At 66.8% G+C, this 25,221-nt stretch carries 22 protein-coding genes; 9 read left to right on the plus strand and 13 right to left on the minus strand.

Annotation, left to right across the window (positions count from 1 at the left end; all coding sequences use genetic code 11):
• Positions 1–31: 31 nt before the first annotated feature.
• Positions 32–2,143, minus strand: coding sequence for a S9 family peptidase (locus AC5QAH_RS14375; RefSeq protein ID WP_241874490.1), 2,112 nt, complete (start codon positions 2,141–2,143; stop codon positions 32–34).
• A 143-nt stretch (positions 2,144–2,286) separates the two neighbouring features.
• On the opposite strand from AC5QAH_RS14375, the gene AC5QAH_RS14380 reads away from it, so the two are divergent.
• Positions 2,287–3,471: a pyridoxal phosphate-dependent aminotransferase gene (locus AC5QAH_RS14380; RefSeq protein WP_071305876.1), complete on the plus strand. Its 1,185-nt coding sequence runs from the start codon at positions 2,287–2,289 to the stop codon at positions 3,469–3,471.
• 120 nt (positions 3,472–3,591) lie between these two features.
• On the opposite strand, the gene AC5QAH_RS14385 is transcribed toward AC5QAH_RS14380, so the two are convergent.
• A complete protein-coding gene (locus AC5QAH_RS14385; RefSeq protein WP_099560207.1) occupies positions 3,592–5,688 on the minus strand; it encodes a prolyl oligopeptidase family serine peptidase in 2,097 nt (698 codons plus the stop codon).
• A gap of 69 nt (positions 5,689–5,757) precedes the next feature.
• On the minus strand, positions 5,758–6,084 hold the full coding sequence (locus tag AC5QAH_RS14390) for a hypothetical protein (protein ID WP_495232418.1): 327 nt from the start codon (positions 6,082–6,084) through the stop codon (positions 5,758–5,760).
• Positions 6,085–6,211: 127 nt separating this feature from the next.
• Here AC5QAH_RS14390 and AC5QAH_RS14395 point away from each other — a divergent pair, with 127 nt between their 5' ends.
• Positions 6,212–6,814, plus strand: a complete 603-nt coding sequence (locus AC5QAH_RS14395) for a lipocalin family protein (RefSeq protein ID WP_010481371.1) — start codon at positions 6,212–6,214, stop codon at positions 6,812–6,814.
• A gap of 86 nt (positions 6,815–6,900) precedes the next feature.
• Here the strand turns inward: AC5QAH_RS14395 and AC5QAH_RS14400 are convergent, their stop codons facing one another.
• The 3 genes from AC5QAH_RS14400 to AC5QAH_RS14410 all read right to left on the minus strand — a co-directional run bounded on the left by AC5QAH_RS14400 (position 6,901) and on the right by AC5QAH_RS14410 (position 9,676).
• Positions 6,901–7,590 (minus strand): methionine ABC transporter permease, encoded by a 690-nt coding sequence (locus tag AC5QAH_RS14400; protein ID WP_010481370.1) that lies wholly within the window; start codon positions 7,588–7,590, stop codon positions 6,901–6,903.
• Complete coding sequence (locus AC5QAH_RS14405; RefSeq protein ID WP_010481369.1) at positions 7,587–8,594, minus strand: methionine ABC transporter ATP-binding protein; 1,008 nt, start codon at positions 8,592–8,594, stop codon at positions 7,587–7,589. The genes AC5QAH_RS14400 and AC5QAH_RS14405 overlap by 4 nt, the downstream gene beginning before the upstream one ends.
• A 185-nt stretch (positions 8,595–8,779) precedes the next feature.
• Complete coding sequence (locus AC5QAH_RS14410; RefSeq protein WP_109815195.1) at positions 8,780–9,676, minus strand: DMT family transporter; 897 nt, start codon at positions 9,674–9,676, stop codon at positions 8,780–8,782.
• Positions 9,677–9,767: 91 nt separating this feature from the next.
• Here AC5QAH_RS14410 and AC5QAH_RS14415 point away from each other — a divergent pair, with 91 nt between their 5' ends.
• The gene (locus tag AC5QAH_RS14415; protein WP_006471121.1) at positions 9,768–10,250 is read left to right on the plus strand and encodes a YajQ family cyclic di-GMP-binding protein; all 483 of its coding nucleotides are present in this window, start codon (positions 9,768–9,770) and stop codon (positions 10,248–10,250) included.
• A gap of 35 nt (positions 10,251–10,285) precedes the next feature.
• Here AC5QAH_RS14415 and AC5QAH_RS14420 read toward each other — a convergent pair whose 3' ends face one another.
• The 3 genes from AC5QAH_RS14420 to AC5QAH_RS14430 all read right to left on the minus strand — a co-directional run bounded on the left by AC5QAH_RS14420 (position 10,286) and on the right by AC5QAH_RS14430 (position 14,332).
• A complete protein-coding gene (locus tag AC5QAH_RS14420) occupies positions 10,286–11,383 on the minus strand; it encodes a helix-turn-helix domain-containing protein (protein ID WP_495232419.1) in 1,098 nt (365 codons plus the stop codon).
• Between the two features lie 337 nt (positions 11,384–11,720).
• A complete protein-coding gene (locus tag AC5QAH_RS14425) occupies positions 11,721–12,848 on the minus strand; it encodes an NAD(P)-dependent alcohol dehydrogenase (protein WP_043401040.1) in 1,128 nt (375 codons plus the stop codon).
• Positions 12,849–12,865: 17 nt separating this feature from the next.
• A complete protein-coding gene (locus AC5QAH_RS14430) occupies positions 12,866–14,332 on the minus strand; it encodes a benzaldehyde dehydrogenase (RefSeq protein ID WP_171954631.1) in 1,467 nt (488 codons plus the stop codon).
• 193 nt (positions 14,333–14,525) lie between these two features.
• Here AC5QAH_RS14430 and AC5QAH_RS14435 point away from each other — a divergent pair, with 193 nt between their 5' ends.
• Complete coding sequence (locus tag AC5QAH_RS14435) at positions 14,526–15,092, plus strand: DUF1415 domain-containing protein (RefSeq protein ID WP_029550892.1); 567 nt, start codon at positions 14,526–14,528, stop codon at positions 15,090–15,092.
• Positions 15,089–15,892 (plus strand): SDR family oxidoreductase, encoded by an 804-nt coding sequence (locus AC5QAH_RS14440; protein ID WP_019338850.1) that lies wholly within the window; start codon positions 15,089–15,091, stop codon positions 15,890–15,892. Before AC5QAH_RS14435 ends, AC5QAH_RS14440 begins: the two co-directional genes overlap by 4 nt.
• A gap of 82 nt (positions 15,893–15,974) precedes the next feature.
• Here the strand turns inward: AC5QAH_RS14440 and AC5QAH_RS14445 are convergent, their stop codons facing one another.
• Positions 15,975–18,005, minus strand: coding sequence for a M3 family metallopeptidase (locus AC5QAH_RS14445; RefSeq protein ID WP_235650886.1), 2,031 nt, complete (start codon positions 18,003–18,005; stop codon positions 15,975–15,977).
• Positions 18,006–18,175: 170 nt separating this feature from the next.
• On the opposite strand from AC5QAH_RS14445, the gene AC5QAH_RS14450 reads away from it, so the two are divergent.
• Positions 18,176–18,580, plus strand: coding sequence for a hypothetical protein (locus AC5QAH_RS14450; RefSeq protein WP_010481352.1), 405 nt, complete (start codon positions 18,176–18,178; stop codon positions 18,578–18,580).
• A gap of 48 nt (positions 18,581–18,628) precedes the next feature.
• Here AC5QAH_RS14450 and AC5QAH_RS14455 read toward each other — a convergent pair whose 3' ends face one another.
• Complete coding sequence (locus AC5QAH_RS14455) at positions 18,629–19,741, minus strand: PLP-dependent cysteine synthase family protein (RefSeq protein ID WP_126560083.1); 1,113 nt, start codon at positions 19,739–19,741, stop codon at positions 18,629–18,631.
• 122 nt (positions 19,742–19,863) lie between these two features.
• On the opposite strand from AC5QAH_RS14455, the gene gloA reads away from it, so the two are divergent.
• Positions 19,864–20,382, plus strand: a complete 519-nt coding sequence (gloA, locus tag AC5QAH_RS14460) for a lactoylglutathione lyase (RefSeq protein WP_043401053.1) — start codon at positions 19,864–19,866, stop codon at positions 20,380–20,382.
• Positions 20,383–20,506: 124 nt separating this feature from the next.
• Entirely contained in the window at positions 20,507–20,935 is a 429-nt protein-coding gene (locus tag AC5QAH_RS14465) for a VOC family protein (RefSeq protein WP_049404183.1), read from the plus strand.
• 67 nt (positions 20,936–21,002) lie between these two features.
• On the opposite strand, the gene AC5QAH_RS14470 is transcribed toward AC5QAH_RS14465, so the two are convergent.
• Together AC5QAH_RS14470 and glmS are read right to left on the minus strand one after the other, a co-directional pair.
• On the minus strand, positions 21,003–21,434 hold the full coding sequence (locus AC5QAH_RS14470) for a CBS domain-containing protein (protein ID WP_005411115.1): 432 nt from the start codon (positions 21,432–21,434) through the stop codon (positions 21,003–21,005).
• A gap of 445 nt (positions 21,435–21,879) precedes the next feature.
• Positions 21,880–23,718 carry a glutamine--fructose-6-phosphate transaminase (isomerizing) gene (gene glmS / locus AC5QAH_RS14475; RefSeq protein ID WP_053443548.1) on the minus strand — a complete coding sequence of 613 codons (1,839 nt, stop codon included), beginning with the start codon at positions 23,716–23,718 and terminating at the stop codon, positions 21,880–21,882.
• Positions 23,719–23,921: 203 nt separating this feature from the next.
• Here glmS and AC5QAH_RS14480 point away from each other — a divergent pair, with 203 nt between their 5' ends.
• Complete coding sequence (locus tag AC5QAH_RS14480; RefSeq protein ID WP_019338855.1) at positions 23,922–25,199, plus strand: efflux RND transporter periplasmic adaptor subunit; 1,278 nt, start codon at positions 23,922–23,924, stop codon at positions 25,197–25,199.
• Positions 25,200–25,221: the final 22 nt, after the last annotated feature.

Below are 25,221 nucleotides of genomic sequence, written 5' to 3' on the forward strand. Positions count from 1 at the left end.
GTGCCAGGCAGTGCCCGGCACCCTGTCGCCATCACGGCTGGGCGATGCCCAGCTGCTGCAGCACGAACGCATACGACTCGGACAGCTCGCGGTAACGCTGGAAGCGCCCCGACTTGCCGCCGTGGCCGGCTTCCATGTTGGTGCGGAACAGGATCGGGTAGGGGCCAGTGTTGTCGTCACGCAGCTTGGCTACCCACTTGGCCGGTTCCCAGTACTGCACCTGCGAATCCCACAGGCCGGTGCCCACGAACAGCGCCGGATAGGCCTGCTGCTTCACGTTGTCATAGGGCGAGTAGGACAGCATGTAGTCGTAGTACGGCTTCTGTTCCGGGTTGCCCCACTCGTCGTACTCGTTGGTGGTCAGCGGAATGGTCGGGTCGAGCATGGTGGTGACCACATCGACGAACGGCACCTGCGCCACCATCACCCGGTAATCCTGCGGGGCCTGGTTGGCCACCGCGCCCATCAGCAGGCCACCGGCACTGCCGCCGGATGCGGCGACGCGATCCTTCGCCGCCCAGCCCTGTGCCACCAGCCCTCGGGTGACGTCGATGAAGTCGTTGAAGGTGTTCTGCTTGTGCAGCAGCTTGCCGTTCTCGTACCAGTCGCGGCCCATTTCCTGGCCACCGCGGATGTGGGCGATGGCATACACCACGCCGCGGTCGAGCAGGCTCACCGCGGTCTGGTTGAAGTACGGGTCCATCGACATGCCGTAGCTGCCATAGGCGTACTGGAACAGCGCGCCCTTGCCATCCTTCTGGTAGCCCTTGCGGTAGACCAGCGACACCGGCACCTTCACGCCATCGCGCGCGGTGATCCAGACGCGATCGGTTTCGTACTTCGAGGCGTCATAGCCGATCACCGGCTGCACCTTCAGCTGGCGGCGCTCGCCGGTGGCGGTGTTCAGTTCGAACACCGTGGTCGGGGTGGTCATCGAGGTGTAGATGTAACGCAGCCACGGCGTATCGGCCTCGGTGTTGTCGCCCAGGCCCATCGAGTACGCCGGCTCGTCGGCCTTCACGTAGTCGCTGCGACCGTCCTCGAACAGCAGGCGGATGCGTTCCAGGCCCTGCGAACGTTCGGCGATGGCGGTGTAGCCATCGAACAGTTCGAAGCCTTCGATGAACACCGCATCGTCATGCGTGATCCAGTCCTTCCACTGCGCGCGCGAGGTCGCATCGGTCGGTGCGGTGACCAGCTTGAAGTTCTTCGCACCATCGTTGGTACGGATCACCCAGCGGCCGTCGTAGTGATCGGCGTCGTACTCGACATCGCGCTGGCGCGGGGCCAGTACGGTGAAGGTGGTCGGGTCGCTGGCGGGTGCATAGCGCTCTTCCGAGGACACGGTGCTGTGCACGCCGATGGTGATGAAGCGATCGTCGCGGGTGCGGCCGATGCCCATGTAGAAGCTGTCGTCCTTCTCTTCGTAGACGACGGTGTCGGCGCTGGCCGGGGTACCCAGCACGTGCTTCTTCACGCGCACGGTCAGCAGTGTTTCCGGATCGTTCTCGACATACAGCACGGTGCGGTTGTCGTCGGCCCAGACCAGGTCGCCGGAGCTGCCGGTGATCACATCGGGCAACACCTTGCCGGTGGCCAGGTCCTTGAAGCGGATCGTGTACTGGCGGCGGCCCACATCATCATCGGCCCAGGCCAGCAGCTGGTTGTCCTGGCTGACCTCCATCGAGCCGACGCTGAAGTAGCCCTTGCCAGCGGCCATCGTGTTGACGTCCAGCAGGATCTCTTCGGCCGCGTCCATGCTGCCCTTGCGGCGCGCGTGGATGGGGTAGTCCTGGCCGGTCTCGAAACGGCTGTAGTACCAGTAGCCGCGCTCGCGCGCCGGCACGCTGGAATCGTCCTGCTTGATGCGGCCGACGATCTCCTTGTACAGGGTGTCTTCCAGCGGCTTCAGCGGTGCCAGCAGCTGGTCAGCGTAGGCATTCTCGGCCTGCAGGTAGGCCAGCATGTCCTTGTTCTCGCGCTTGTCGTCGCGCAGCCAGTAATAGTCATCGTTGCGGGTCGCGCCGAACGGCGCCTTGACCACATGCGGGTGCTTGGCGGCATCCGGCGGAACGGGCGGCGTGGCGGCGGTAGCGGTCGTGGTCATCAGGCTCGCAAGCAACAGGCAGAGAGTGGATTTCATGAGATAAGGCTCCAGGCGCATCAATGCAATGGTCTTCGGCGGGGTCAGATCCCTTTTCCCGAAAACGGATCTGACCCCAATCCCTGCAATGCGGCAACCCTGCGGATCGTCATGGGTCATGCCGACCGGCGTACCATGGGCAGATGAGTACCCTGCCCCACACGCCGGGCTACAGCCGGCGCAGCCATGAAATCGCTCCGTTCCACGTGATGTCGCTGCTGGCCCGCGCACAGGCGCTGGAACAGGCCGGCCACGATGTGATCCACCTGGAAATCGGCGAACCGGACTTCACCACGGCCGAACCGGTCGTGCGTGCCGGCCAGGCCGCATTGGCCGCCGGCCATACCCGCTACACCGCCGCACGTGGCCTGCCGGCCCTGCGCCAGGCCATCAGTGGTTTCTATCGCAGCCACTACGGGCTGGACATCGATCCCGAACGCATCCTGGTCACCCCCGGCGGCTCCGGTGCGCTGCTGCTGGCCAGCAGCCTGCTGGTCGATCCTGGTCGCCACTGGCTGCTGGCCGACCCAGGTTATCCGTGCAACCGCCACTTCCTGCGCCTGGTGGAAGGCGGTGCGCAGCTGGTGCCGGTCGGGCCGGACACCGCCTACCAGCTGACCCCGTCGCTGGTGGAACAGCACTGGAATACCGACAGCGTCGGCGCGCTGGTCGCCTCGCCGGCCAACCCGACCGGCACCGTGCTTTCCGCCGACGAACTGTCAGCCCTGTCGCAGACCCTGCACGCGCGGGGCGGCCACCTGGTGGTGGACGAGATCTATCACGGCCTGACCTACGGCCTGGATGCGCCCAGCGTGCTGCAGGTGGATGACAGCGCGTTCGTGCTGAACAGTTTTTCCAAGTACTTCGGCATGACCGGCTGGCGGCTGGGCTGGCTGGTGGCACCGCCGGCGGCCGTGCCCGATCTGGAAAAGCTGGCACAGAACCTGTACATCAGCGCGTCGAGCATCGCCCAGCACGCCGCACTCGCCTGCTTCAGCGAAGAATCGATGGCGATCTTCGAACAGCGCCGTGAAGCGTTCCGCCGACGCCGTGATTTCCTGCTGCCTGCACTGCGCGAACTGGGCTTCCGCATCGAAGTCGAGCCGCAGGGTGCGTTCTACCTGTACGCCGATGTGAGCGCATTCACCGACGACGCGCAGGCGTTCTGCGCGCACTTCCTGGAAACCGAGCACGTGGCATTCACCCCCGGGCTGGATTTCGGCTTCCATCGCGCCAACCAGCATGTGCGCCTGGCCTATACCCAGGAAGTGCCGCGGTTGCAGGAAGCGGTGGACCGTATCGCGCGTGGATTGAAACATTTCCGGTAGCGCCGGGCCATGCCCGGCGAGCGCGCAGCGCGGCAAAGGAGCCGCCGGGCATGGCCCGGCGCTACCGTTCAACGAATGCCCAACGAAAAACGCCGCCCGAAGGCGGCGTTTTTCATTCCGTCACTTACCGCCGAGGCGTTCCCACAGGAAGCTGTAGGCCAGCGCCGACATGTGTGCGGCCTGCGCGTTGTTGGCTGCACCGCCGTGGCCACCTTCGATGTTCTCGTAGTAGGTCACGTCCTTGCCGGCGTCGATCATCTTCGCCGCCATCTTGCGGGCGTGGCCCGGATGCACGCGATCATCGCGGGTGGAGGTGGTGAACAGCACCGGCGGGTAGTTCTTCTTCGCGTTGAACAGGTGATACGGCGAGAAGGTCTTGATGAACTCCCAGTCGCTTGTATCCGGGTTGCCGTACTCGGCCATCCACGATGCACCGGCCAGCAGATGGCTGTAGCGCTTCATGTCCAGCAGCGGCACCTGCACCACCACTGCACCGAACAGTTCCGGGTACTGGGTCAGCATGTTGCCGGTCAGCAGGCCACCGTTGCTGCCGCCCTGCACGCCCAGGTGCTTGGCACTGGTGATCTTGCGCTTGACCAGATCGCGCGCCACCGCGGCCATGTCTTCATAGGCCTTGTGACGGTTCTGCTTCAGCGCTGCCTGGTGCCAGCGCGGGCCGTACTCGCCGCCACCGCGGATGTTGGCGACCACGTACACACCGCCCTTCTCCAGCCAGGCGCGGCCCATGCCACCGGAGTAGTTCGGAGTCAGCGAGATCTCGAAACCACCGTAGCCGTACAGCAGGGTCGGGTTGGAGCCATCCAGCTTCATCGCCTTGTCGTGCACCACGAAGTACGGCACGCGGGTGCCGTCCTTGCTGGTGGCGAAGTGCTGCTCGATCACCTTGCCCTTGGCATCAAAGAAGGCCGGCATGGTCTTCAGCGTTTCCGGCGCCTGGCCGATCTCGGCCAGTGCCAGCGTGGTCGGGGTCAGGTAGTCGGTAGCGGTCAGCCACACCGCGTCGCTGTCGTTGCTGTCCACCGCGGCCACGCCCAGCGTGCCGAAGGCCGGCGCGCCGACGAAACGGCTGGTCTGCCAACCATCGGCGCCCGGGGTCAGCACCGACAGGCGGTTCTTGACGTCATCCAGCACGTTCAGCACCAGATGGCTCTTGGTCCAGGTGGCGCTGGCCAGCGAGGTGGTCGCGGTCGGGGTGAACAGCACCTCGAAGTCGCGCTTGCCCGCCAGGAAGTCATCCAGCTTGGTGGCCAGCAGCGAACCGGAGGCATAGGTCTTGCCGCCCACGGTCCACGGGTCGCGCAGCTCCAGGGTCAGCCACTGCTTGTGCAGGCCCTTCTCGGCCGAGTTCGGCGCATCAATCTTGGTCAGCGTGCCGTCGTCGCCGCGCAGGTAGATCTCGTTGTTGTAGAAGGCCAGGGTGCGGCTGACCAGGTTGCGCTCGAAGCCCGGGGTGTCATCGTGCATCGCCGCGATGTACATGTCTTCCGGCTTGCCTTCGTACACGGCCGTGGCCGAGGCCATCGGCGTGCCGCGCTTCCACAGCTTGGCCACGCGCGGGTAGCCGGAGGTGGTCATCGAACCGGCACCGAAGTCGGTGTAGACGAACACCGTATCGCGATCGATCCAGCTGAGGCCGCCCTTCGACTCCGGACGGAAGAAGCCGTCCTTGATCCAGCTCTTGTTGGACAGGTCGAATTCGCGGGTGACATCGGCGTCGGCGCCACCGCGCGACAGCGCGATCAGGCAGCGGCTGTAGTCCGGACGCAGGCAGTCAGCACCGTGCCAGACCCAGTTCTCGCCTTCGGCCTTGTTCAACGCATCCAGGTCAAGCACGGTTTCCCAGTGCGGCGAGGCCTTGCGGTACTCGGCCAGGGTGGTGCGGCGCCACAGGCCACGCTCGTGCTGCTGGTCCTTCCAGAAGTTGTAGTAGTAGTCGCCGATCTTCTGCACGCCGGGAATCTTGGCATCGGAGTCGAGCACCTCGCGGATGCTGGTCTCCATCTGCTTGAAGGCCGGGGTCTGCGCCAGGCGCGCCTCGGACTTGGCGTTCTGTTCCTTGACCCAGGTCAGCGGCTTGTCGCCGGTGACGTCTTCGAGCCAGGCGTAACGGTCGGTGTCTTCAGCGGCCACGGCGGTCCCCACCGAGGCAGCGGTCATCATGCCGGCCAGCAGGCAGGCGGAAGCGAGTCGTGACATTGCAGCTCCAGGCAGTCATAAGCCTTGGAACGCTAGCACGGAATGTCGCGGTCTCCCCCGTGTCGAAGGTCAGGCCGTGGCCGCGGGGCTGCGCCGGCCACGGGTCGTGCCGCCGGTCCGGCGACGGGCCTGTCCACCGGTACGCCGGGCCAGCCGCTGCCACGACAGTCCAGGCAGCGGGAAGCGCAGCAACGCCCACCAGGCCACCAGCGGCATGCCCACCAGCCACATCGGCAGCCAGCCCAGCCAGGCGTTGCTGCCGCGCGCGGCTGGCCAGACCAGCACCAGTGCCAGGCCGGCCAGCGCCACCTGCTGCACGCTGCGCAGCAGGCGTGGATCGGCGCGTTCAATGATGACGCGTTCAGTTGCAGGGCGGCGAACGGAACGTGCGTTCATGGGGCTTCTCCGGTGGACAATGCAACACAGTTTGGGCAAGGCCCTTCTCACAGGTTGCGACACCATTGACGGATCGCGTGCACACAGTCGACCATGCGCGTGCAAGCCCACTGGAGCCCGCTCCCGCATGACTTCGATCCGCCCGCTCTGCGCCGCGCTGCTGGCCCTTTCCCTGGCCGGCCCCGCCGTGGCCGCCAGTGAGCCGCCGTCGCCCCGTACCAGTGCCTCTGGTGCAGCTGCCCTGGACGCACCGATCGACCTGAAGCGCTTCATGGGCACCTGGTATGTGATCGGCCGCGTGCCGAACTTCATCGAACGTGGCCATGTCGCCAGCGTCAACGAGTACGAGCTGCGCGACGCGCACAAGGTCGGCATCACCTACCGCTACCGTGATGGCTTCGGCGAACCGCTGCAGGAAGTGCGTGCCCGCGCCAGCGTCGACCCGGACAGCGGCAACCACGGCTGGCGCACCTGGTTCTACCGCGTCGTGCCGACCCATTCGCGGGTGCTGGAAGTGGCGCCGGATTACTCGTGGGCGCTGATCGGCTACCCCGGCCGTGAGATGGCCTGGATCTTCTCGCGCACGCCGGACATGGACAAGGCGCTGTACAAGGAGCTGGCCGAACGCCTGCGCGACGAGTACGGCGTGAACACCGACAAGCTCAAGCGCGTACCGCAGCACCCGGAACAGGTCGGGAAGCTGGGCTACGAAGTGCCGAACGTGCGTTGAGAGAGCGCTCGCCGGGCATGGCCCGGCGCTACCGTAGCCGCGCGGCCATTCTGGTAGCGCCGGGCCATGCCCGGCGGACGCACCGATTACTTGCGGCTGTAATGCGCGACCAGGCGGTCGCCGAGCATCTGCAGCAGCTGCACCAGGATCAGCAGCAGGACCACGGTGACCAGGGCCACATCGGTGTGCGAGCGCTGGTAGCCGTCGCGGAAGGCCAGGTCGCCAAGGCCACCGGAGCCGATCGCACCGCCCATCGCGGTGAAACCAATCAGCGCTACCGTGGTGACCGTCGCACCGGCAATCAGGCCGGGGCGCGCTTCGGGCAGCAGCACGCGGGTGACCAGCTGCCAGGTGGTGGCACCCATCGCCTGGGTCGCCTCGATCACGCCCCGGTCGACTTCACGCAGCGCGGTCTCGACCAGGCGCGCATAGAACGGTGCAGCACCGATCACCAGCGGCACGATCGCACCGCGTACACCCAGCGACGTCCCCATCAGGAACAGCGTGACCGGAATCAGCACGATCATCAGGATGATGAAAGGCACCGAGCGCAGCAGGTTCACCACCAGCGCCAGCACGCCATAGGCGAACGGCCGGCGCTTCATCTGCGGCGCGCCGAACAGATACAGCAGCACGCCCAGGGGCAGGCCGATGGCCAGGGTCAGCGGCAGCGAACCGAGCAGCATCAGCAGGGTGTCGATGGTGGCCTGGCCGATGTCGGCCCACTTGCCCGCATCCAGGTGACGGAAGAAGCCGCCGGCAGTAGCGATGATCATCGACGCAGCTCCTCAACATGCACGCCGGCGGCCACGAACGCGGCCTGGGCGGCGGACTGGTCGCCGCCCACCAGGGCGACCACCAGCTGGCCATACGGGGTGTCCTTGATCCGGTCGATACGGCCGGACAGGATGTTGTAGTCGACCCCGGTCTGGCGCGCGACGCTGCCAAGCAGGGGTTCGTAGGTGTCGCCGCCGAGGAAGGTCAGGCGCACGATGCGGCCGCCGACCACGTCGAAATCGCGGTGCAGCGCGCCCTCGTCCACATGCTCCGATTCACTGACGAAACGGCGCGTGGTCGGGTGCTGCGGGTGCAGGAACACGCGGGTGACCGGCCCGGTCTCGACCATCTGGCCGGCGTCGAGCACGGCCACGCGGTCGCACACACGGCGGATCACATCCATCTCGTGGGTGATCAGCACGATGGTCAGGCCCAGCTCGCGATTGATCTTCGACAGCAGCGACAGCACCGAGGCCGTGGTCTGCGGGTCGAGCGCACTGGTCGCCTCATCGCACAGCAGGATCTGCGGGCGGGTCGCCAGCGCGCGGGCGATGCCGACGCGCTGCTTCTGACCACCGGACAGCTGCGCCGGGTACTTCTGCGCGTGCGCCTCCAGGCCCACGGTCTGCAGCAACTCGGCCACGCGCGCGTCGATCTCCGCCTTCGGCGTGCCGGCCAGCTCCAGCGGGAAGGCGACATTGCCGGCCACCGTGCGCGAGGACAGCAGGTTGAAGTGCTGGAAGATCATGCCGATGCGCCGGCGCAGTGCGCGCAGGCCGTCCGCATCCAGTGCGGTGACATCCTCGCCACCGATCAGCAGGCGACCACCGCTGGGCTCTTCCAGGCGGTTGATCATGCGGATCAGAGTCGACTTGCCGGCGCCGGAATGGCCGATGATGCCGAAGACCTCACCGGCCTCGATGGTCAGGTCCAGCGGCTGCAGCGCGCTGACTTCGCGGCCGGCAACGGCATAGGATTTGTGCAGGCGCTGGAACTCGATCACGGGCGTGGCTCACCGGCTGGGTGACGGAAGGGGGCGTGCAGCCTACCAGCGCAGGCGGTCGCGCGCCCGCGCCATGGGCCAGAATGTTATTCCTTTTGGTTCTAAGTCGCCCGCGCCGACGCATTGGCTGGGGTTAGGGCCCCTGTGGGGACCCGACCCTGGGGTCGGATCCTGGCCCAACCGGCTCAGGGGTGATCCAGCGGCTTCGGCGGCTCCTGCCGGTTCACCCGCTCGCGGTGCAGCAGGTACAGCCCCGAAGCCACGATGATCGCCGCGCCCACCCAGGTATAGCCATCAGGCAGCTGGCCCCAGAAGGCCAGGTCCCAGCCAATCACCCAGACCAGCCCGCTGTACTCCAGCGGTGCGATCATCGAGGCCTCGCCCAGCTGGAAGGCCTTGGTCAGGGCGATCTGGCCCAGTGCCCCGGCCAGTCCCATGCCGGCGATCAGCGGGGCATGTGCCAGCTGCAGCGGCACCCAACCGGGAATGGACAGCAGCCCGGCACCGATGGCCATGATCACCAGGAACCAGACCACCATCGACTGCGAGGTATCGGTGCGGGTCAGCAGGCTGACCGTGATCGCTGCCACGGCATAGGCGGTGGCCGCAGCAAGCACCATCAGCCCCGGTACCGAGATGAAGCCATCCACGCCCGGCCGCAGCACCACCAGCACGCCCACCAGGCCGATGCCGATGGCAACCCAGCGCCGCGGCCCGACCCGTTCACCGAGCAGTGGCACCGAGAGTGCAGCGATCAACAACGGGGCGACGAAATAGATGGTGTAGGCGGTGGACAGCGGCAGGTCGCGCAGGGCGAACACGAAGCAGCCGATCATCGCCATGCCCAGCCCGCCACGCAGCAGGTGCAGGCCCCAGCGGCGCGGCACCAGCGAACGCGGGCCGGCGCTGACCAGCACCCAGACCAGCACGAACGGCAACGAGGCCGCACCACGCAGGAAGGTCACTTCCAGCGTGGGATAGCTGGCCGACAGCTGCTTCATGCCAGCGTCCATCAGCGAGAAACAGGCGACCGCCGCGACCATCCAGGCCACCGCGCGCGAAGGGGAGCGTTGCACGTTCATGGCCCATTATCGCCGACCGCGCGCCCCGCCGGGCGCCGGGCATGGGCGCCGCGATAGAATGGCGGCCACTGAATTCCGCGGAGCCACGCCCATGCCTTCCTTCGACGTCGTGTCCGAAGTCGACACCCACGAGCTGACCAACGCCATCGACCAGGCCAACCGCGAACTGGCCACCCGCTTCGACTTCAAGGGCGTGGACGCCAAGTTCGAGCGCGATGGCGATGTCATCAACCAGACTGCGCCGACTGAGTTCCAGCTCAAGCAGATGAACGACATCCTGCGTGCACGCCTGGCCGCGCGCGGCATCGATGTGCTCAGCCTGGAGTTCGGTGACATCGAGACCAACCTGGCCCAGGCCCGGCAGAAGATCACCGTCAAGCAGGGCATCGAGCAGAAGATCGCCAAGAAGATCGCGGCGGCACTGAAGGACGCCAAGCTGAAGGTGGAAAGCCAGATCAACGGCGACAAGCTGCGCGTGCAGGGCAAGAAGCGCGACGACCTGCAGGACGCCATTGCCGTACTCAAGGCCGGCAAGTTCGAGCTGCCGCTGCAGTTCAACAACTTCCGCGACTGATGCCCCCGCCGGGTCATGCCCGGCGGACTACGCGGTCAATCGCGCAGCAGCTTGTACAGCGTGGTGCGCGAGATCCCCAGCTGGCGTGCAGCCAGGCTGAGGTTGCCGTCAGCGGCCTGCGCCGCACGGCGCGCCGCTTCACGCTGCTGATCACGCAGCAGCGGTGCATTCATCGTCGCCGCTGGAGGGCTTTGCGCGCTGCGGCCAGCGACCTTGCGCGGCGCCTGCAGGTGCTGCAGGTAAACCGCACTGCCCTCGCCTACCCGCACCCGATGCGGCGCCCCGGGTTGCAGCAGGCGCCGCCGCTGCGCGGCACTGGCGCCGGCAAACACGCTTTCCAGGTTCAACAACGGCAATGGCCCCCGACGCGGCAGGCCCAGCAGGCGCCGCGCAACACGGTTGGCCGCGCGCAGCTGGCCATCCTCCTGCACCGCCAGCAGCCCCTGCAATGGCGACGCCAGCCAGCGCGGATCATGCTGCAGCGCCAGCAGGTGCACGTCGGCAAGCGCGTGGAACAACCGGTTCTCGCTGGCCAGCGCGGCCTGCCGGAAGTAGCCCTGCAGCAACGAGGGATCGCGCTCACCCAGGCCGGTGATATCGATCACCCCGCATACCTGCCCATCGAGATCGTGCAGTGGCTCGCTGAGGCAGAACACCGGGGCGAACCGCTGCAGGTAGTGTTCATTGCCCCGTACCAGCGCAGGCAGGTCGTCGGCCAGGCTGACTGCCGGTGCCGTGGTGCCGATCTCGCCCTCGCCCAGCCTCCGCCCGACCTGGATCGGGCGCAGCAGCGGTGCATCTTCCAGGCCATGGGCCTGCTGCGCGATCACCATGCCCTCACGGTTGGCACAGAACATCGTCCAGCCACGCCCGCCAAAGGCGGCCCACAGCTGTTCCAGCTCCGGCCGCACGCAGCGCGCGAGCCGACGGTCGCCGGGATCGGAAAGATGCCGGCCATCACCCAGCAGCGGACGGTAGTCCGGCTCCTGCCCGGGCAGCAGGCCCGCCGCGCGCGAACGCAGCCATGACTGCTGCAGCGGCAGCGGCAACACGCCCAATGAGCGCGCATCGCCCTCGGCGAAAGCGGCACGTGCCGCCACCAGTTGTTGCTGCCCGACTGTCGTGGCAATCATGGACGCAGCGTACACCCGCCAGCGGCAACGCCACGTTACGTTCCGACAACGGAATGTTTCCGCCAGCGGTTCAAACACGGGGTCAGAGGCGTTTTCCTTTGGAAAACGGATCCGACCCCGTGCCGACCAACAGCGGCGGGAACCTGTCGAAGGCGGGCTGGGTCCGGTTGCGGGGGTGTCAGCCGCATGGATGCGGCTGTCAAGCCCCCAGGGAAGGGTTTACGGCGTCCCCCGCAACCGGGCCCACCCCGCCATCCCACGGAATGCCCGCTTTTGCCGTTGCCGTGGACGTTGCTTCGGCGGGTGCAGGGCGCAGCCCTGCAAACCCTCCCCACCCTTACGCTGCGATGCGCAGGATCGGCTTGAGCGTGATTCCCTTCGTACTGTCCTCCGCCGCCTGGTTGATCTGTTCCAGCGGGTAGAACTTCACCAGCTTGTCGAACGGGAAGCGGCCCTGCAGGAACAGCGTGACCAGCTGCGGAATGAACACCTGCGGCACGCTGTCGCCTTCCACGATGCCGCGGATGCTGCGACCACCGAGCAGCAGGTTGTTCACATCGAAACTGGCGGTGGTGCCCAGCTTCGGTGCGCCGACCACGCCCATCATGCCCAAGCCGCCCAGCGCCTCGATACCCGCCGACAGCACCTCGGGGCGACCGGTCGATTCCAGCGCGAAGTCCGCACCACCGCCGGTGATCGCGCGTACGGCCTCGATCACGTCGGTCTCGCGGCTGTTCACCACGTGGGTGGCGCCCAGTTCCAGCGCGAGCTCCAGCCGCGAGGGCACTACGTCGATGGCGATGATGGTGGTGGCACCGGCCACCTTCGCCGCCATCACCGCACTCAGGCCCACCGCGCCGGCACCGTAGCTGGCGAAACTGCTGCCCGAGCGCACCTGCAGCGAATTGAGCACCGCACCGGCACCGGTCTGGATGCCGCAGCCCAGCGGGCCCAGCAGCTCCAGCGGCGCATCGTCGGGTACCTTGATCGCGTTGATCTCGCGCGCGATGGCGAAGGTGGCAAACGAAGACTGCGCGAAGAAATGGTCGTGCAGCGGCTGACCCTGCGCATCGGTGATCGCGGTATGGCCGTGGCCATCGTCGCCACCAAAGTTCAGCGCAAAGAAGTCCTTGCAGTAGGCACCGTGGCCGCCCCGGCAGGGATTGCAGTGACCGCAGGCGCCATAGGTCAGCACCACATGGTCGCCCACCTTGAGGTCGCGCACGTTCGGGCCCACCGCCTCAACGATGCCAGCCCCCTCATGGCCGAGCACTGCCGGCAGCGGCACCGGGTAGTACTGGTCGCGCACGATCAGGTCGGTGTGGCACAGGCCCGTCGCCACCACCTTCACCAATACCTCGTCGTCCTGTGGGCCACGCAGCCGGGCCTGCTCGATGACGAAGGGCTGTTCTTTGCCGCGGACCACGGCGGCGGTGATCTCGTGGGTTGTGGTCTTGTCGTTCATCGTGATGGCTCCTTCAATCAGATCGGGTAAGCGGGCGCTTCGCCCTTGACGGTCAACCACTGCCACTGGGTGAACTCTTCCCCGTTGGCGGGGCCACCGATGCTGGTGCCGTTGCCGGACGCACCGACGCCGCCGAAGGGATTGATCACCTCGTCATTCACGGTCTGGTCGTTGATGTGCAGCAGGCCGGTACGCAGGCGCTCGCCGATCTTCAGCGCGCGGCCGACGTTGCTGGACACGATCGCCATCGACAGCCCGTACTCGCTGTCGTTGGCCAGGCGCACGGCATCGTCGTCATCGTCGAACGGCACGACCACCGCCACTGGCGCGAAGATCTCTTCGTTGAAGGCTGGATTGTCGGCAGAGACGTTGCCAAGCACGGTCGGCGCGAAGAACAGATCGCGGTGCGTACCGCCTGCCTCCAGCGAAGCACCGGCCTGCAGCGCCTGCTCGACCACGCGCGCGGCGTGGTCACGCTGGCCGGCATTGATCAGCGGGCCGATCGCCACGTCTTCGCGCGCCGGGTCGCCCACCTTCAGCGAATTGGCCTTGGCCACCAGCTTCTGCAGGAACGCGGCATGGATCTTCCGATGCACCAGCACGCGGCCAGTCGCCATGCAGATCTGGCCCTGGTGCAGGTAGACACCCCACGCGGTGTTGGCCACCGCCAGGTCGAGGTCGGCATCGTCGAGAATGATCAGCGAGTTCTTGCCGCCCAGCTCCAGCGAGACCTTCTTCAGGTGCCTGCCCGCCGCTTCGCCGACCTTGCGTCCAGCGGCGGTGGAACCGGTGAACTGGATCATCGCCACGTGCGGGTCACTGGTCAGTGCGGCCCCGGCCGCGCCATCGCCGGGCAGCATGTGCAGCACGCCGGCCGGCAGACCGGCCTGTTCGAACAGGCGTGCGATGACCGCGCCGCCGCACACCGCCGTGCGCGGGTCCGGCTTGAGCACCACGGCATTGCCCAGCGCGATGGCCGGCGCCACCGCGCGCATGGCCAGGTACAGCGGGAAGTTGAAGGGCGAGATGACGCCGACCACGCCCAGCGGCCGGCGTCGCGCCAGGTTCAGCCGACCCGGCTCGGAGGGCAGGATCTCGCCGGTGCTGCGCGACGGTAGCGCCGCAGCTTCGTGCAGCGCCTTGATCGTCACCTTCGCTTCGAAGCCGGCCTTGAGCCGTGTCGAGCCGCTTTCGCGCACCAGCCACTCCACCAGGGTGTCGATGTGTTCCTCGGCCAGGCGTGCCGCGTTGCGCAGCACCTCCGCGCGCTGCTCGTAAGGCGCTGACGCCCACGCCTGTTGCGCCTGTGCAGCGGCCGCCGCCGAACGCGCTACCTGCGCCGGGTCGGCCAGGCCGATTTCGCCGAGGGTGTTGCCGGTGGCCGGCTCGATCACCGGCTGCCGTTGCTCGGCCGCCTGCCAATGACCATCGAAGAAGGCGCCGGCCCAAAGGGCATCCGGCAGCCACGGGGAAGATGCAGTCATGGGTGTCCTCCTGTGTCGTGCGTCCATTCCACGCCCGCCGTCCGCGACAGGCAATCGGCCATCCAGCGGTCGCCCGCAAGGGCTTGAATCGGCGGGAATTTCCAGCATGGCGACTGTCCAGTTCCTGCACAGTGAACAGCGCGGCAGCGGCACACTGCCTACAATGTCCGCCCCGCCAGCCGACGTGCCCGCCATGACCGACACCCACCTGCCCACCGATGACCCGATCGCCGCCACCCGCCTGTGGCTGGAGCGCATCGTCATCGGCCTGAACCTGTGCCCGTTCGCCAAGGCGGTGTACGTGAAGGACCAGGTCCGTTTCGTGCTCAGTGATGCGACCACGCCCGAAGCGCTGGTCGAACAGCTGGCCGAGGAGCTGGTGCTGCTGCGCGATACGCCGGCCGAGCAGATCGACACGACGCTGATCGTGCATCCGCAGGTGCTGACCGACTTCCTCGACTACAACGATTTCCTCGACAACGCCGACGCGGCAATCGAAGCGCTGGACCTGCAGGGCATCCTGCAGGTGGCGAGCTTCCATCCGGACTACCAGTTCGAAGGCGTGGCCGCCAACGACGCCAGCAACTACACCAACCGTGCGCCCTTCCCCACCCTGCACCTGCTGCGCGAGGACAGCGTGGCACGCGCGGTGGACGTCTATCCGGACCCGGACGTGATCGTCGAGCGCAACATCCAGACCCTGGACCGCATCGGCGTGGACGGCTGGCATCGCCGCCTGCGTGGCGAAGACCTGACGTGAGCACGGTGCCGCCGATTGCCGCATGGCCGGCCGCGCCGCTGTCGGGCAAGGTGGCGCTGATCACCGGGGGCGCCAACGGTATCGGTCGCGGTATTGCCCAGGCCGTGCTCGGTGCCGGGGGCCGCGTGCTGATCGGCGACCTGGACGTGGAGGCCGGCGAGGCGTGCCTGGCGGAATGGCAGCGCGGTGATGACGCCGCGTTCCAGCGCCTGGACATCACCGACGAAGCCAGCGTGCGCGACTTCATCGCCGTGGCGCTGCAGCGTTTCGGCCGCATCGACGGATTGGTCAACAACGCGGGCATCGCCGGCCCGCACGGCACGCGGCTGCAGGACATGGCGTGGGATGAGTGGCAGCGCCGGCTGTCCTCGCTGCACGGCGCGTTCCTGTGCAGCAAGCATGCATTGCCCGCGCTGACCGCCAGCGCTGCCGGTGCGATCATCAACATCGCCTCCACCCGCGCCTGGCAATCCGAAGCACATAGCGAAGCCTATGCCGCGGCCAAGGGCGGACTGGTGGCCTTTACCCATGCGCTGGCGATCAGCAGCGGCCCGGCGGTGCGGGTGAACAGCATCAGCCCTGGCTGGATCGGCACCACTGCGTGGCAGGCACCCTCACGGCGCCATGAGCCTGAGTACTCGGCCATCGACCATGCGCAGCACCCGGTCGGCCGGGTCGGCCAGCCCGAGGACATCGGCGCGTTGGCGGTGTACCTGCTGTCGTCACTGTCCGGCTTCACCACCGGCCAGGACTTCGTCGTCGACGGCGGCATGACCCGGAAGATGATCTACGCCGAATAAGCACCGCTTTCCGGTGGGTGCGGACCTTGGTCCGCACCATTGCCAGGAAGTGCCAACCAAGGTTGGCACCTACCAGAGCGGTTTACGCCATGCCCGAATGGCGCAGCAGCGCGTCGATCTGCGGTGCGCGGCCGCGGAAGGCCTTGAAGTTCTCCGCCGCCGGGCGGCTGCCACCCCGCGACAGGATCTCATCGCGGAAGCGTGCACCGGTTTCCGCGAGCGCCTGCGGCGCTTCCTCGAACGCGGCGTAGGCATCGGCGCTCAGCACCTCGGCCCACTTGTAGCTGTAGTAGCCGGCCGCATAGCCCCCCGCGAAGATGTGGCTGAACTGGTGCGGGAAGCGGTTCCAGGCCGGCGGATGATTCACCGCCACCTCCGCGCGCACCCGATCAAGCAGCGCCAGCACGCTGTCCTGCGCCGGTTCGAACTGGCTGTGCAGCAGCATGTCGAACAGGCCGAACTCCAGCTGGCGCACGGTCGCCATGCCGCTATGGAAGTTGCGTGCAGCCAGCATGCGTCCGTACAGCGCGCGTGGCAGCGGCTCGCCACTGTCCACATGCGCGGTCATCGCCTGCAGGTGCTCCCATTCCCAGCAGAAGTTCTCCATGAACTGGCTCGGCAGCTCGACCGCGTCCCACTCCACGCCGTTGATGCCGGCCACGCCCAGCTCGCCGATGCGGGTCAGCAGCTGGTGCAGGCCATGGCCCATCTCATGGAACAGCGTGGTCACTTCGTTGTGGCTGAAGGTAGCCGGCTTGCCATTGGCACCGCGACCGAAGTTGCACACCAGGTAGACCAGCGGCGTCTGCACACTGCCGTCCGCGCGCACGCGGCGGTTGCGGCAATCATCCATCCACGCGCCACCGCGCTTGCCTTCGCGCGCGTACAGGTCCAGGTAGAACTGGCCAACCAGTGCGCCCTGCGCATCGACCAGACGGAAGAAGCGCACATCCTCGTGCCACACTGGCGCGCTGTCCTCCTGCACACGCAGGCCGTACAGCTGCTCGATCACCGAGAACAGGCCGCCCAGCACCTTCGGTTCGGTGAAATACTGCTTCACTTCCTGCTCGGAATAGCTGTAACGCGCCTGCTTCAGGCGATCGGCGGCGAACGCCAGGTCCCAGGCCTGCAGCTGCTCGATACCCAGTTGCTCGCGCGCGAACTGCTCCAGTTCGGCACGGTCCTTGGCCGCGAACGGTTTGGCGCGCGCGGCGAGGTCACGCAGGAAACCGAGCACTTCGGCCGGGTCCTGCGCCATCTTGGTCGCCACCGAATAATCACCATACGAACCGAAGCCGAGCAGCGCGGCCAGTTCCGCGCGCAGGGCCAGGATGCGGTCGATGTTGCCGCTGTTGTCCAGCGCGTCGTCGCCGAATTCGGACGCACGCTGCGCACTGGCGCGGTACAGGATCTCGCGCAGGTCGCGGTCCTCGCCCCAGGTCTGCACCGGCAGGTAGCACGGCATCTGCAGGGTCAGTTTCCAGCCGGCCTTGCCATCCTTCTGTGCTGCGGCATGCGCGGCCGCCTTCACATCTTCCGGCAGGCCCTTGAGTCGCGCTTCGTCCTCGATGATCAGCGACCACGCATCGGTAGCGTCCAGCACGTTCTGCGAGAACTTCGCCGACAGTGCCGACAGCTCCTCCTTGATCGCCGCGAAGCGCTGCTGCGCCTCCGGCGCCAGCTCGGCACCACCGAGGCGGAAATCACGCAGGGTGTTGTCCAGCACCTTGCGCTGGGATTCGTCAAAGCCTGCGGCTTCCGGGCTGTCGGCCAGCGTCTGGTACTGCCGGTACAACGCCAGGTTCTGGCCCAGCGCGCTGGCAAAGCGGGTCACCCGTGGCAGGTTGCTGTTGTAGGCCTCACGCAGTTCCGGGGTGTTGACCACGCCCTGCAGGTGGCCGACCAGGCCCCAGGCACGCCACAGCCGCTCGGTGGCATCGTCCAGCGGGGCAACGAAGGTCTGCCAGGTGACCGGCTGCACCTGCTCGGCCGCGCTGACGGCGGCTTCGGCCGCGGCCAGCAGCACGTCCAGCGCCGGCGCCACGTGCTCGGGGCGGATGGCCTCGAAGCGCGGCAGGCCGGAAAAATCGAGCAGGGGGTTGGCAACGGTCACGGCAGATCTCCAGGGTACGGGCCCGGCAGGCGGGCAGCCCAGTAGATATGGCGCTAGCAGGCGGGGCTGACAAGGGGGCGCGGCCCGGTATTCACGTCGGCCTTACGGTCGCGGTTCGAAGCTCTGGCTGCGGGGGAGTCCGCAGCGGTACGCACCGAACGAGGCCCTACATGGAAGGTCTGGCTGCAGTTGCATCCGCCTCACCGGCCCGGTCACTGGCATTGTCCGCCAGCCCGGCCGAACTGACCTGGATCGCCGCATTGTGCGATGCCGACGACGACGCCCCGCGTCACCTGCAGCAATTGCAGGCTGTGCTGCAGCAGGGCGGCACGTTCAGCGATGCCCAGGAGTGGTACCCGTTCGAAGTGATCGAACGCGGCGCCAGCCAGCTGCGGCTGGGCCATGAGCGCGAGTTCGTGATCTGCGTGCTGCTGTGGCTGCAGGCGCTGGCCCAAGGCCGCGCCAGCATGCTGGACCCGAGCCTGCACCTGGATGATCGCGCGATGGACATCGAGGCCTTGCCCGATGCGCTGCGTGATGCGGTGCTGGATGCGTTCACCGCAGCGGGATATTGAGACGCCCTCGTGATCGCCGGGCGTGGCCCGGCGACAACGTCGACCGACCTACAGCGCCTCCAGGCTGCACCACGGCAGTTCCGGCAACCCCTGCCCGGCCACCGCTGCGGCCAGCTGCGCATCGGCACCGTCGACATCGATGCCCTGCCGCGCGTACCATGCCGGGTCGTAGTAACTCTGCGCGTAACGCTCGCCGCTGTCGCACAGAATGCTGACGATGCTGCCCTGATGGCCCGCCTCGCGCATCCACTGCGCGGCCTGCAGCACACCAATGAAGTTGGTGCCGGTGGAGCCACCGACGCGGCGGCCAAGCTGGCGGCTGACATGGCGCATCGCGGCCAGGCTCAGCGCATCGGGCACCTTCACCATCGCATCCACACTGGTCGGGATGAAGCTCGGCTCCACCCGCGGCCGGCCGATGCCTTCCACGCGCGAGCCGCCGCTGCAGGTCAGGCCACGCCAGTCGGGCTCACCGGCCACGGCGGACTGGTATCCGTCGAAGAACACCGATACTTCCGGGTCTGCACAGAGGATGCGGGTGTCATGCCGGCGGTAGCTGACATAGCGGCCCAGCGTCGCTGCGGTACCGCCGGTGCCGGGGCTGCACACGATCCATTCCGGAACCGGGCTCGGCTCTTCCGCCATCTGCTTGAAGATGGACTCGGCAATGTTGTTGTTGGCCCGCCAGTCGGTCGCGCGTTCGGCGTAGGTGAACTGGTCCATGAAGTGGCCGCCGGTTTCGCGGGCCAGTTTTTCCGATTCACCGTTGAGGTCGCAGGCACGCTCGACCAGATGGCAGCGACCGCCATGGAATTCGATCGCCGCGATCTTCTCCGGCGAGGTCGTGGCCGGGATCACCGCAATGAACGGCAAACCGAGCAGTCGCGCGAAATAGGCTTCGGAGACAGCGGTCGAGCCGCTGGACGCCTCGATCACCGGCCGCCCTTCGCGCAACCAGCCATTGGCCAGCGCATACAGGAACAGCGAGCGCGCCAGCCGGTGCTTGAGGCTGCCGGTGGGATGGCTCGATTCATCCTTCAGGTACAGGTCGATGCCCTCGAACCCGGGCAGCGCCAACGGGATCAGGTGGGTATCGGCGGAACGGTTGAAATCGGCTTCGATCTTGCGGATGGCAGCAGCCACCCATTCACGCTGCGACATGGCGGGCAATGCTCAGAACGGAACGGTGCGATCCGCCCATTGTACGTCGCGGTGCCGTCAGGTGACGGCCGGTAGAATGACCCCATCCGGCCTGCAACGGCCCTGTCTGAAGGACCTCCCCCATGACCATTCCCGCCCTGCGCGATGTCCCCGGCGTCGCCGCCCAGGCCCCGGCCGAAACCACCGGCTTCGTGTTCAACCACACCATGCTGCGGGTCAAGGACATCACCGCCTCGCTGGACTTCTACACCCGCGTGCTCGGCTACCAGCTGATCGACAAGCGCGACTTCCCGGACGCCCAGTTCAGCCTGTACTTCCTGGCCTACGTACCGGCCGGTACGGTGGTGCCGGAAGACGATGCCCAGCGCCGCCTGTGGATGGCCGGCCTGCCGGGCGTGCTGGAACTGACCCACAACCACGGCACCGAGACCCAGGACGGCGCGGTCTACCACGACGGCAACAGCGACCCGCGCGGCTTCGGCCACATCTGCGTGTCGGTGCCGGACATCGAGGCCGCCTGCCAGCGCTTCGAGGCCCTGGGCGTGACCTTCCAGAAGCGCCTGACCGACGGCCGCATGAAGAACCTGGCCTTCATCAAGGACCCGGACGGCTACTGGGTCGAGATCATCGCCAACGTCTGACCCGGAAAGGGGCACAATTCCGGTAGCGCCGGGCCATGCCCGGCGGCCTTGAGCAGGCCGCGCTGCGCGCTCGCCGGGCACGGCCCGGCGCTACCGACTCCGTCCCCTTTTTTACGAGGTTCGTATGGAAACGATGGAACTGCACCGTGGGCGATTGATCGACCACATCCAGCTGGTGGTGCGTGACCTGGCCGCCAGCCGCCGCTTCTATCAGGCGGTGTTCGATACGATCGGCATTCCAATCGCCGGCGAAGGCGATGATTACTTCTGGGCCGATGAGCTGTTCATTTCCAGCGCCAGCAGCGAGGCTGCCGCCGGCCAGCTGACCGGCCGCCACCACCTGGCGTTCCAAGCGCGCGACAGCGCCACCGTTGATGCCTTCCACACTGCAGCCATCGCCGCCGGCGGCACCGACAACGGTGCACCGGGCGAACGCCCCTACCATCCGGGCTACTACGGCGCGTTCGTGCTCGATCCCGATGGCAACAACATTGAAGTGGTCTACCACGGCCCAGCCAACTACAGCGCCGACTCGGTGAAGGTCACTTTCTGATTTCACCGATGCCGTGAACGAAGAAGCCGGGCAATGCCCGGCTTCTCTGCGTCCAAGGATCCAGTCCTCAGTGCGCCGCCATGTAGATGTCCTGCAGCACGGCCTTTTCCAGTTCCAGCTCGCCCAACAGGTTCTTCACGATGTCGCCCAGGCTGAGGATGCCGACCAGTCGGGTGCCTTCAGTGACCATCAGATGACGGCGCCGCGAGTACGTCATCAACGACATGGCCTGCTTCAGGGTGGCCTCCGGCGCAATGCCTTCCAGACCGGTGGACGGCAGGCTGGAGATCACCCGGCGGCCGGCCTGCGGGCCGTCGTCGGCCAGGGTACGCACGATGTCCTTTTCGGAAATGATGCCGACCGGGGCATCGTCCTTCATCACCACCAGCGCAGCGATCCTGTTCGCGCTCATCTTGTGGGCGGCGGCACCGATGGTGTCTTCGGCGTCGATGGTGATGACAGCTTCTTTCTTGGATTGCAGGAGTTCGCGGACGTTCATTCTTGTTTCCTGGTGCAGGTCACTAAGTCAAAAAGTGTGCTCTTCCGATACGCCCCCTCCCCGGGAACAGACCTTTCAGCGCACGTCTGGCGCACCCGGCTGCCACTTGGAATGGATCGGCAGACGACGTGCTGCAACGCGAACGAGGTGGGCTCAACGGCGCAACCCGGCCCTCGGTCAAAGTGATTCTACGACTGCGACCATCGGTCACTACCGGCATCGATGGGACAGTTCGTCGTGGGAACCAACTGACGATCCAGAGAATGGCACCGCGGCTGAAACCGCCGCTGAATACTGGCGGTGCCACGCGTTAAAGATTGAGTGCGCCCTGCCGAAGGCGGACAAAGCGCGCGGCGGCTGTCCCACTTTCCACGGCTACCGACGCAAACGAAAGGGGCCACGCAGGCCCCTTTCGCATACAGCATCCAACAGCGCCGGGAGTGCTTTACTCCACCGTCACGCTCTTGGCCAGGTTGCGCGGCTTGTCCACGTCGGTGCCACGTGCCAGCGCGGTGTGGTACGCCAGCAGCTGCACCGGAATGGAGTGCACGATCGGGCTGAGCACGCCGGCATGACGCGGCGTACGGATCACGTGCACGCCTTCGGACGCGTTGAAGTTGCTGTCCTGGTCGGCGAACACGAACAGCTCGCCGCCACGCGCACGCACTTCCTGCATGTTCGATTTCACCTTCTCCAGCAGGCTGTCGTTGGGCGCGATCACCACCACCGGCATGTCCTCGTCCACCAGCGCCAGCGGGCCATGCTTCAGTTCACCGGCCGGGTAGGCCTCGGCGTGGATGTAGGAGATTTCCTTGAGCTTGAGCGCGCCTTCCAGCGCGATCGGGTAATGCAGGCCGCGGCCCAGGAACAATGCGCTGCTCTTGCGCGCGAAACGCTCGGCCCAGGCAGCGATCTGCGGCTCCATGTTCAGCGCGTGCTGCACGCTGCCCGGCAGGAAGCGCAGCTGCTCCAGGTAGTCCGCTTCCTGCGCGGCGTCGATGCGGCCATGCAGCTTGCCCAGCACCACGGTCAGCTGGAACAGCGCGGCCAGCTGGGTGGTGAAGGCCTTGGTCGAGGCCACGCCGATCTCGGCGCCGGCGCGGGTGTAGCAGACCAGTTCGCTGGCGCGCGGAATCGCACTTTCCGGCACGTTGCAGATCGACAGCGTGTGCTTATGGCCCAGCGACTTGGCATACTTCAGCGCTTCCATCGTATCCAGCGTTTCGCCGGACTGCGAGATGGTCACGATCAGATGCTTGGGGTTCGCATAGGCCGCGCGATAGCGGTACTCGCTGGCGATTTCCACGCTGCACGGCAGGCCGGCGATGGCCTCGATCCAGTAGCGCGCGGTCAGGCCGGAGTAATAGCTGGTACCGCAAGCGATGATCTGCACGCCTTCAATGCCCGACAGCACGGCTTCGGCGTTCTTGCCGAACAGCTCGGCCGGGAAACCACCGGCGTCGATCGCCGCTTCGATGGTGTCGCCCAGCGCGCGCGGCTGCTCGTGGATTTCCTTCTGCATGAAGTGGCGGTACGGGCCCAGCTCCAGCGAAGCCAGCGACACATCGGACAGATGCACGTCGCGCTCGATGGGCTGGTCATGCTCATCGAAGATGCGCACGCCGTCACGGCGGATTTCGGCGGTGTCGCCTTCCTCCAGGAAGATCACCTTGCGCGTGGCCGAGATCACCGCCGAGACGTCGGAGGCGACGAAGTTCTCACCCTCGCCCAGGCCGACCAGCAGCGGGCAGCCCATGCGCGCACAGACGAAGCGCTCCGGCTCGGCACGGCTGACCACGGCCAGCGCGTAGGCGCCGGTCAGTTCCTTCACCGTGTGCTGCAGCGCCACCAGCAGGTCGTCGCCGTCCTTCAGGTGATGGTGGATCAGGTGCGCGATGACTTCGGTGTCGGTCTGCGACTCGAAGGTGTAACCCAGCGCGCGCAGTTTCTCGCGCTGCTCTTCGTGGTTCTCGATGATGCCGTTGTGCACCAGCGCCACGCCGTGGCTGATGTGCGGATGCGCGTTGGCCTCGGTGACACCGCCATGGGTGGCCCAGCGGGTGTGGCCGATGCCCAGCACCGCGTTGAAGCCCTCGGCCTCGGCCGCAGTGGCCATTTCCGACACACGACCGGTACGACGCACACGACGCACATCGCGGCGCTCACCCTGGTCGATCACCGCGATACCCGAGGAATCGTAACCACGGTACTCAAGGCGCTTCAGACCCTCGATCAGCACCGGCACTACGTCGCGATCAGCGATCGCACCCACGATTCCACACATGTCACGCGTTTCCTTGAAGACGATCGGCGCATTCTAGCCTGCGGGCCCGCGCTCCCCCTCCTGTCCGCTTAATGAAAGTGTCCGGAAAGGTGTCCGCGGACACCCGGACACTTCAGCACGCCGCCCAACTCATTGACCTGAAAGGAAATAAACTTGGCACGCTACGTGCTTGGTACTGGCTACCACCGTCAGGCACGCACCCGATGATCCGCGACACTTCCGCACAGGACCAGATCGTTTCCTCCGCCCCGGCCGGCACCACCCGCGCCAACTGGCAGCGCTACCGCTGGCCGGCACTGGGCGCCATCGTGCTGCTCGCCGGCATCGGCTGGGCCGTGCACGCCTGGTCCAACGCCAGCCGCTCCTTCGACAGCAGCCGCGTGCGCATCGCCGAAGTGAAGCGCGGCGACCTGGTCCGCGACATCGCCGCCGACGGCCGCGTGATCGCCGCCAACAGCCCGATCCTGTACGCCATCTCGGCCGGTACCGTGGACCTGAAGGTGGTCGCCGGCGATGTGGTGAAGAAGGGCCAGGAGCTGGCCATCATCGACAGCCCGGAACTGCGCAGCAAGCTGGCCCAGGAACAGGCCACCCTGGCCGGCCTGGAAGCCGAGGCCAGCCGCGCCGCGCTGGACGCCACCCTGGCCCGCGCCAAGTCGCGCAAGGAAACCGACCAGGCCACCATCGAGCGGCAGGCCGCCGACCGCGACCTGCAGCGCTACCAGCGCGGTTACGACGGCGGTGCAGTACCGCAGATCGATCTGGCCAAAGCCAAGGACTCGCTGAAGAAGGCCGACATCACCCTGGCCAACGCCACCACCGACGCACGCCTGCAGAGCCAGGGCGCCGACCTGGATGCCCGCAACAAGCGCCTGCTGGCCGACCGCCAGAAGGCCGTGGTGGCCGAGGTGCAGCGCCAGGTCGATGCACTGACCCTGCGCGCCCCGTTCGATGGCCAGGTCGGCCAGGTGCAGGCCGTCCAGTCCACCAACCTGGCCGCCAATGCGCCGGTGCTGGGCGTGGTCGATCTGTCCAAGTTCGAGGTCGAGATCAAGGTGCCGGAAAGCTTCGCCCGCGACCTGGCGATCGGCATGCCGGCACAGCTGACCGGCGGCAATGGCCAGCCGTTCCCGGGTGAGATCAGCGCGGTGTCGCCGGAAGTGGTCAATGGCGAGGTCAATGCCCGCGTGCGCTTCGCCAGCGCGCAGCCGGAAGGCCTGCGCCAGAGCCAGCGGATGTCGGTGCGCGTGCTGCTCGATACCCGCAAGAACGTGCTGAAGGTCGAGCGCGGTCCGTTCGTCGAACAGGGCAACGGCGTGGCCTACGTGATGGATGGCCGCACCGCCGTGCGCCGTCCGGTCGAACTGGGCGTCAGCAGCCTGGGCGAAGTGGAAATCAAGTCGGGTGTGCAGCCGGGCGACCGCATCGTGGTCTCCGGCAGCGACCTGTTCAAGGACGCCGAACGCGTCTCCGTCAACTGATACCTGAACCCTGAATCCTGGA

The organism is Stenotrophomonas sp. YJH_SMC_43, from assembly GCF_059372535.1.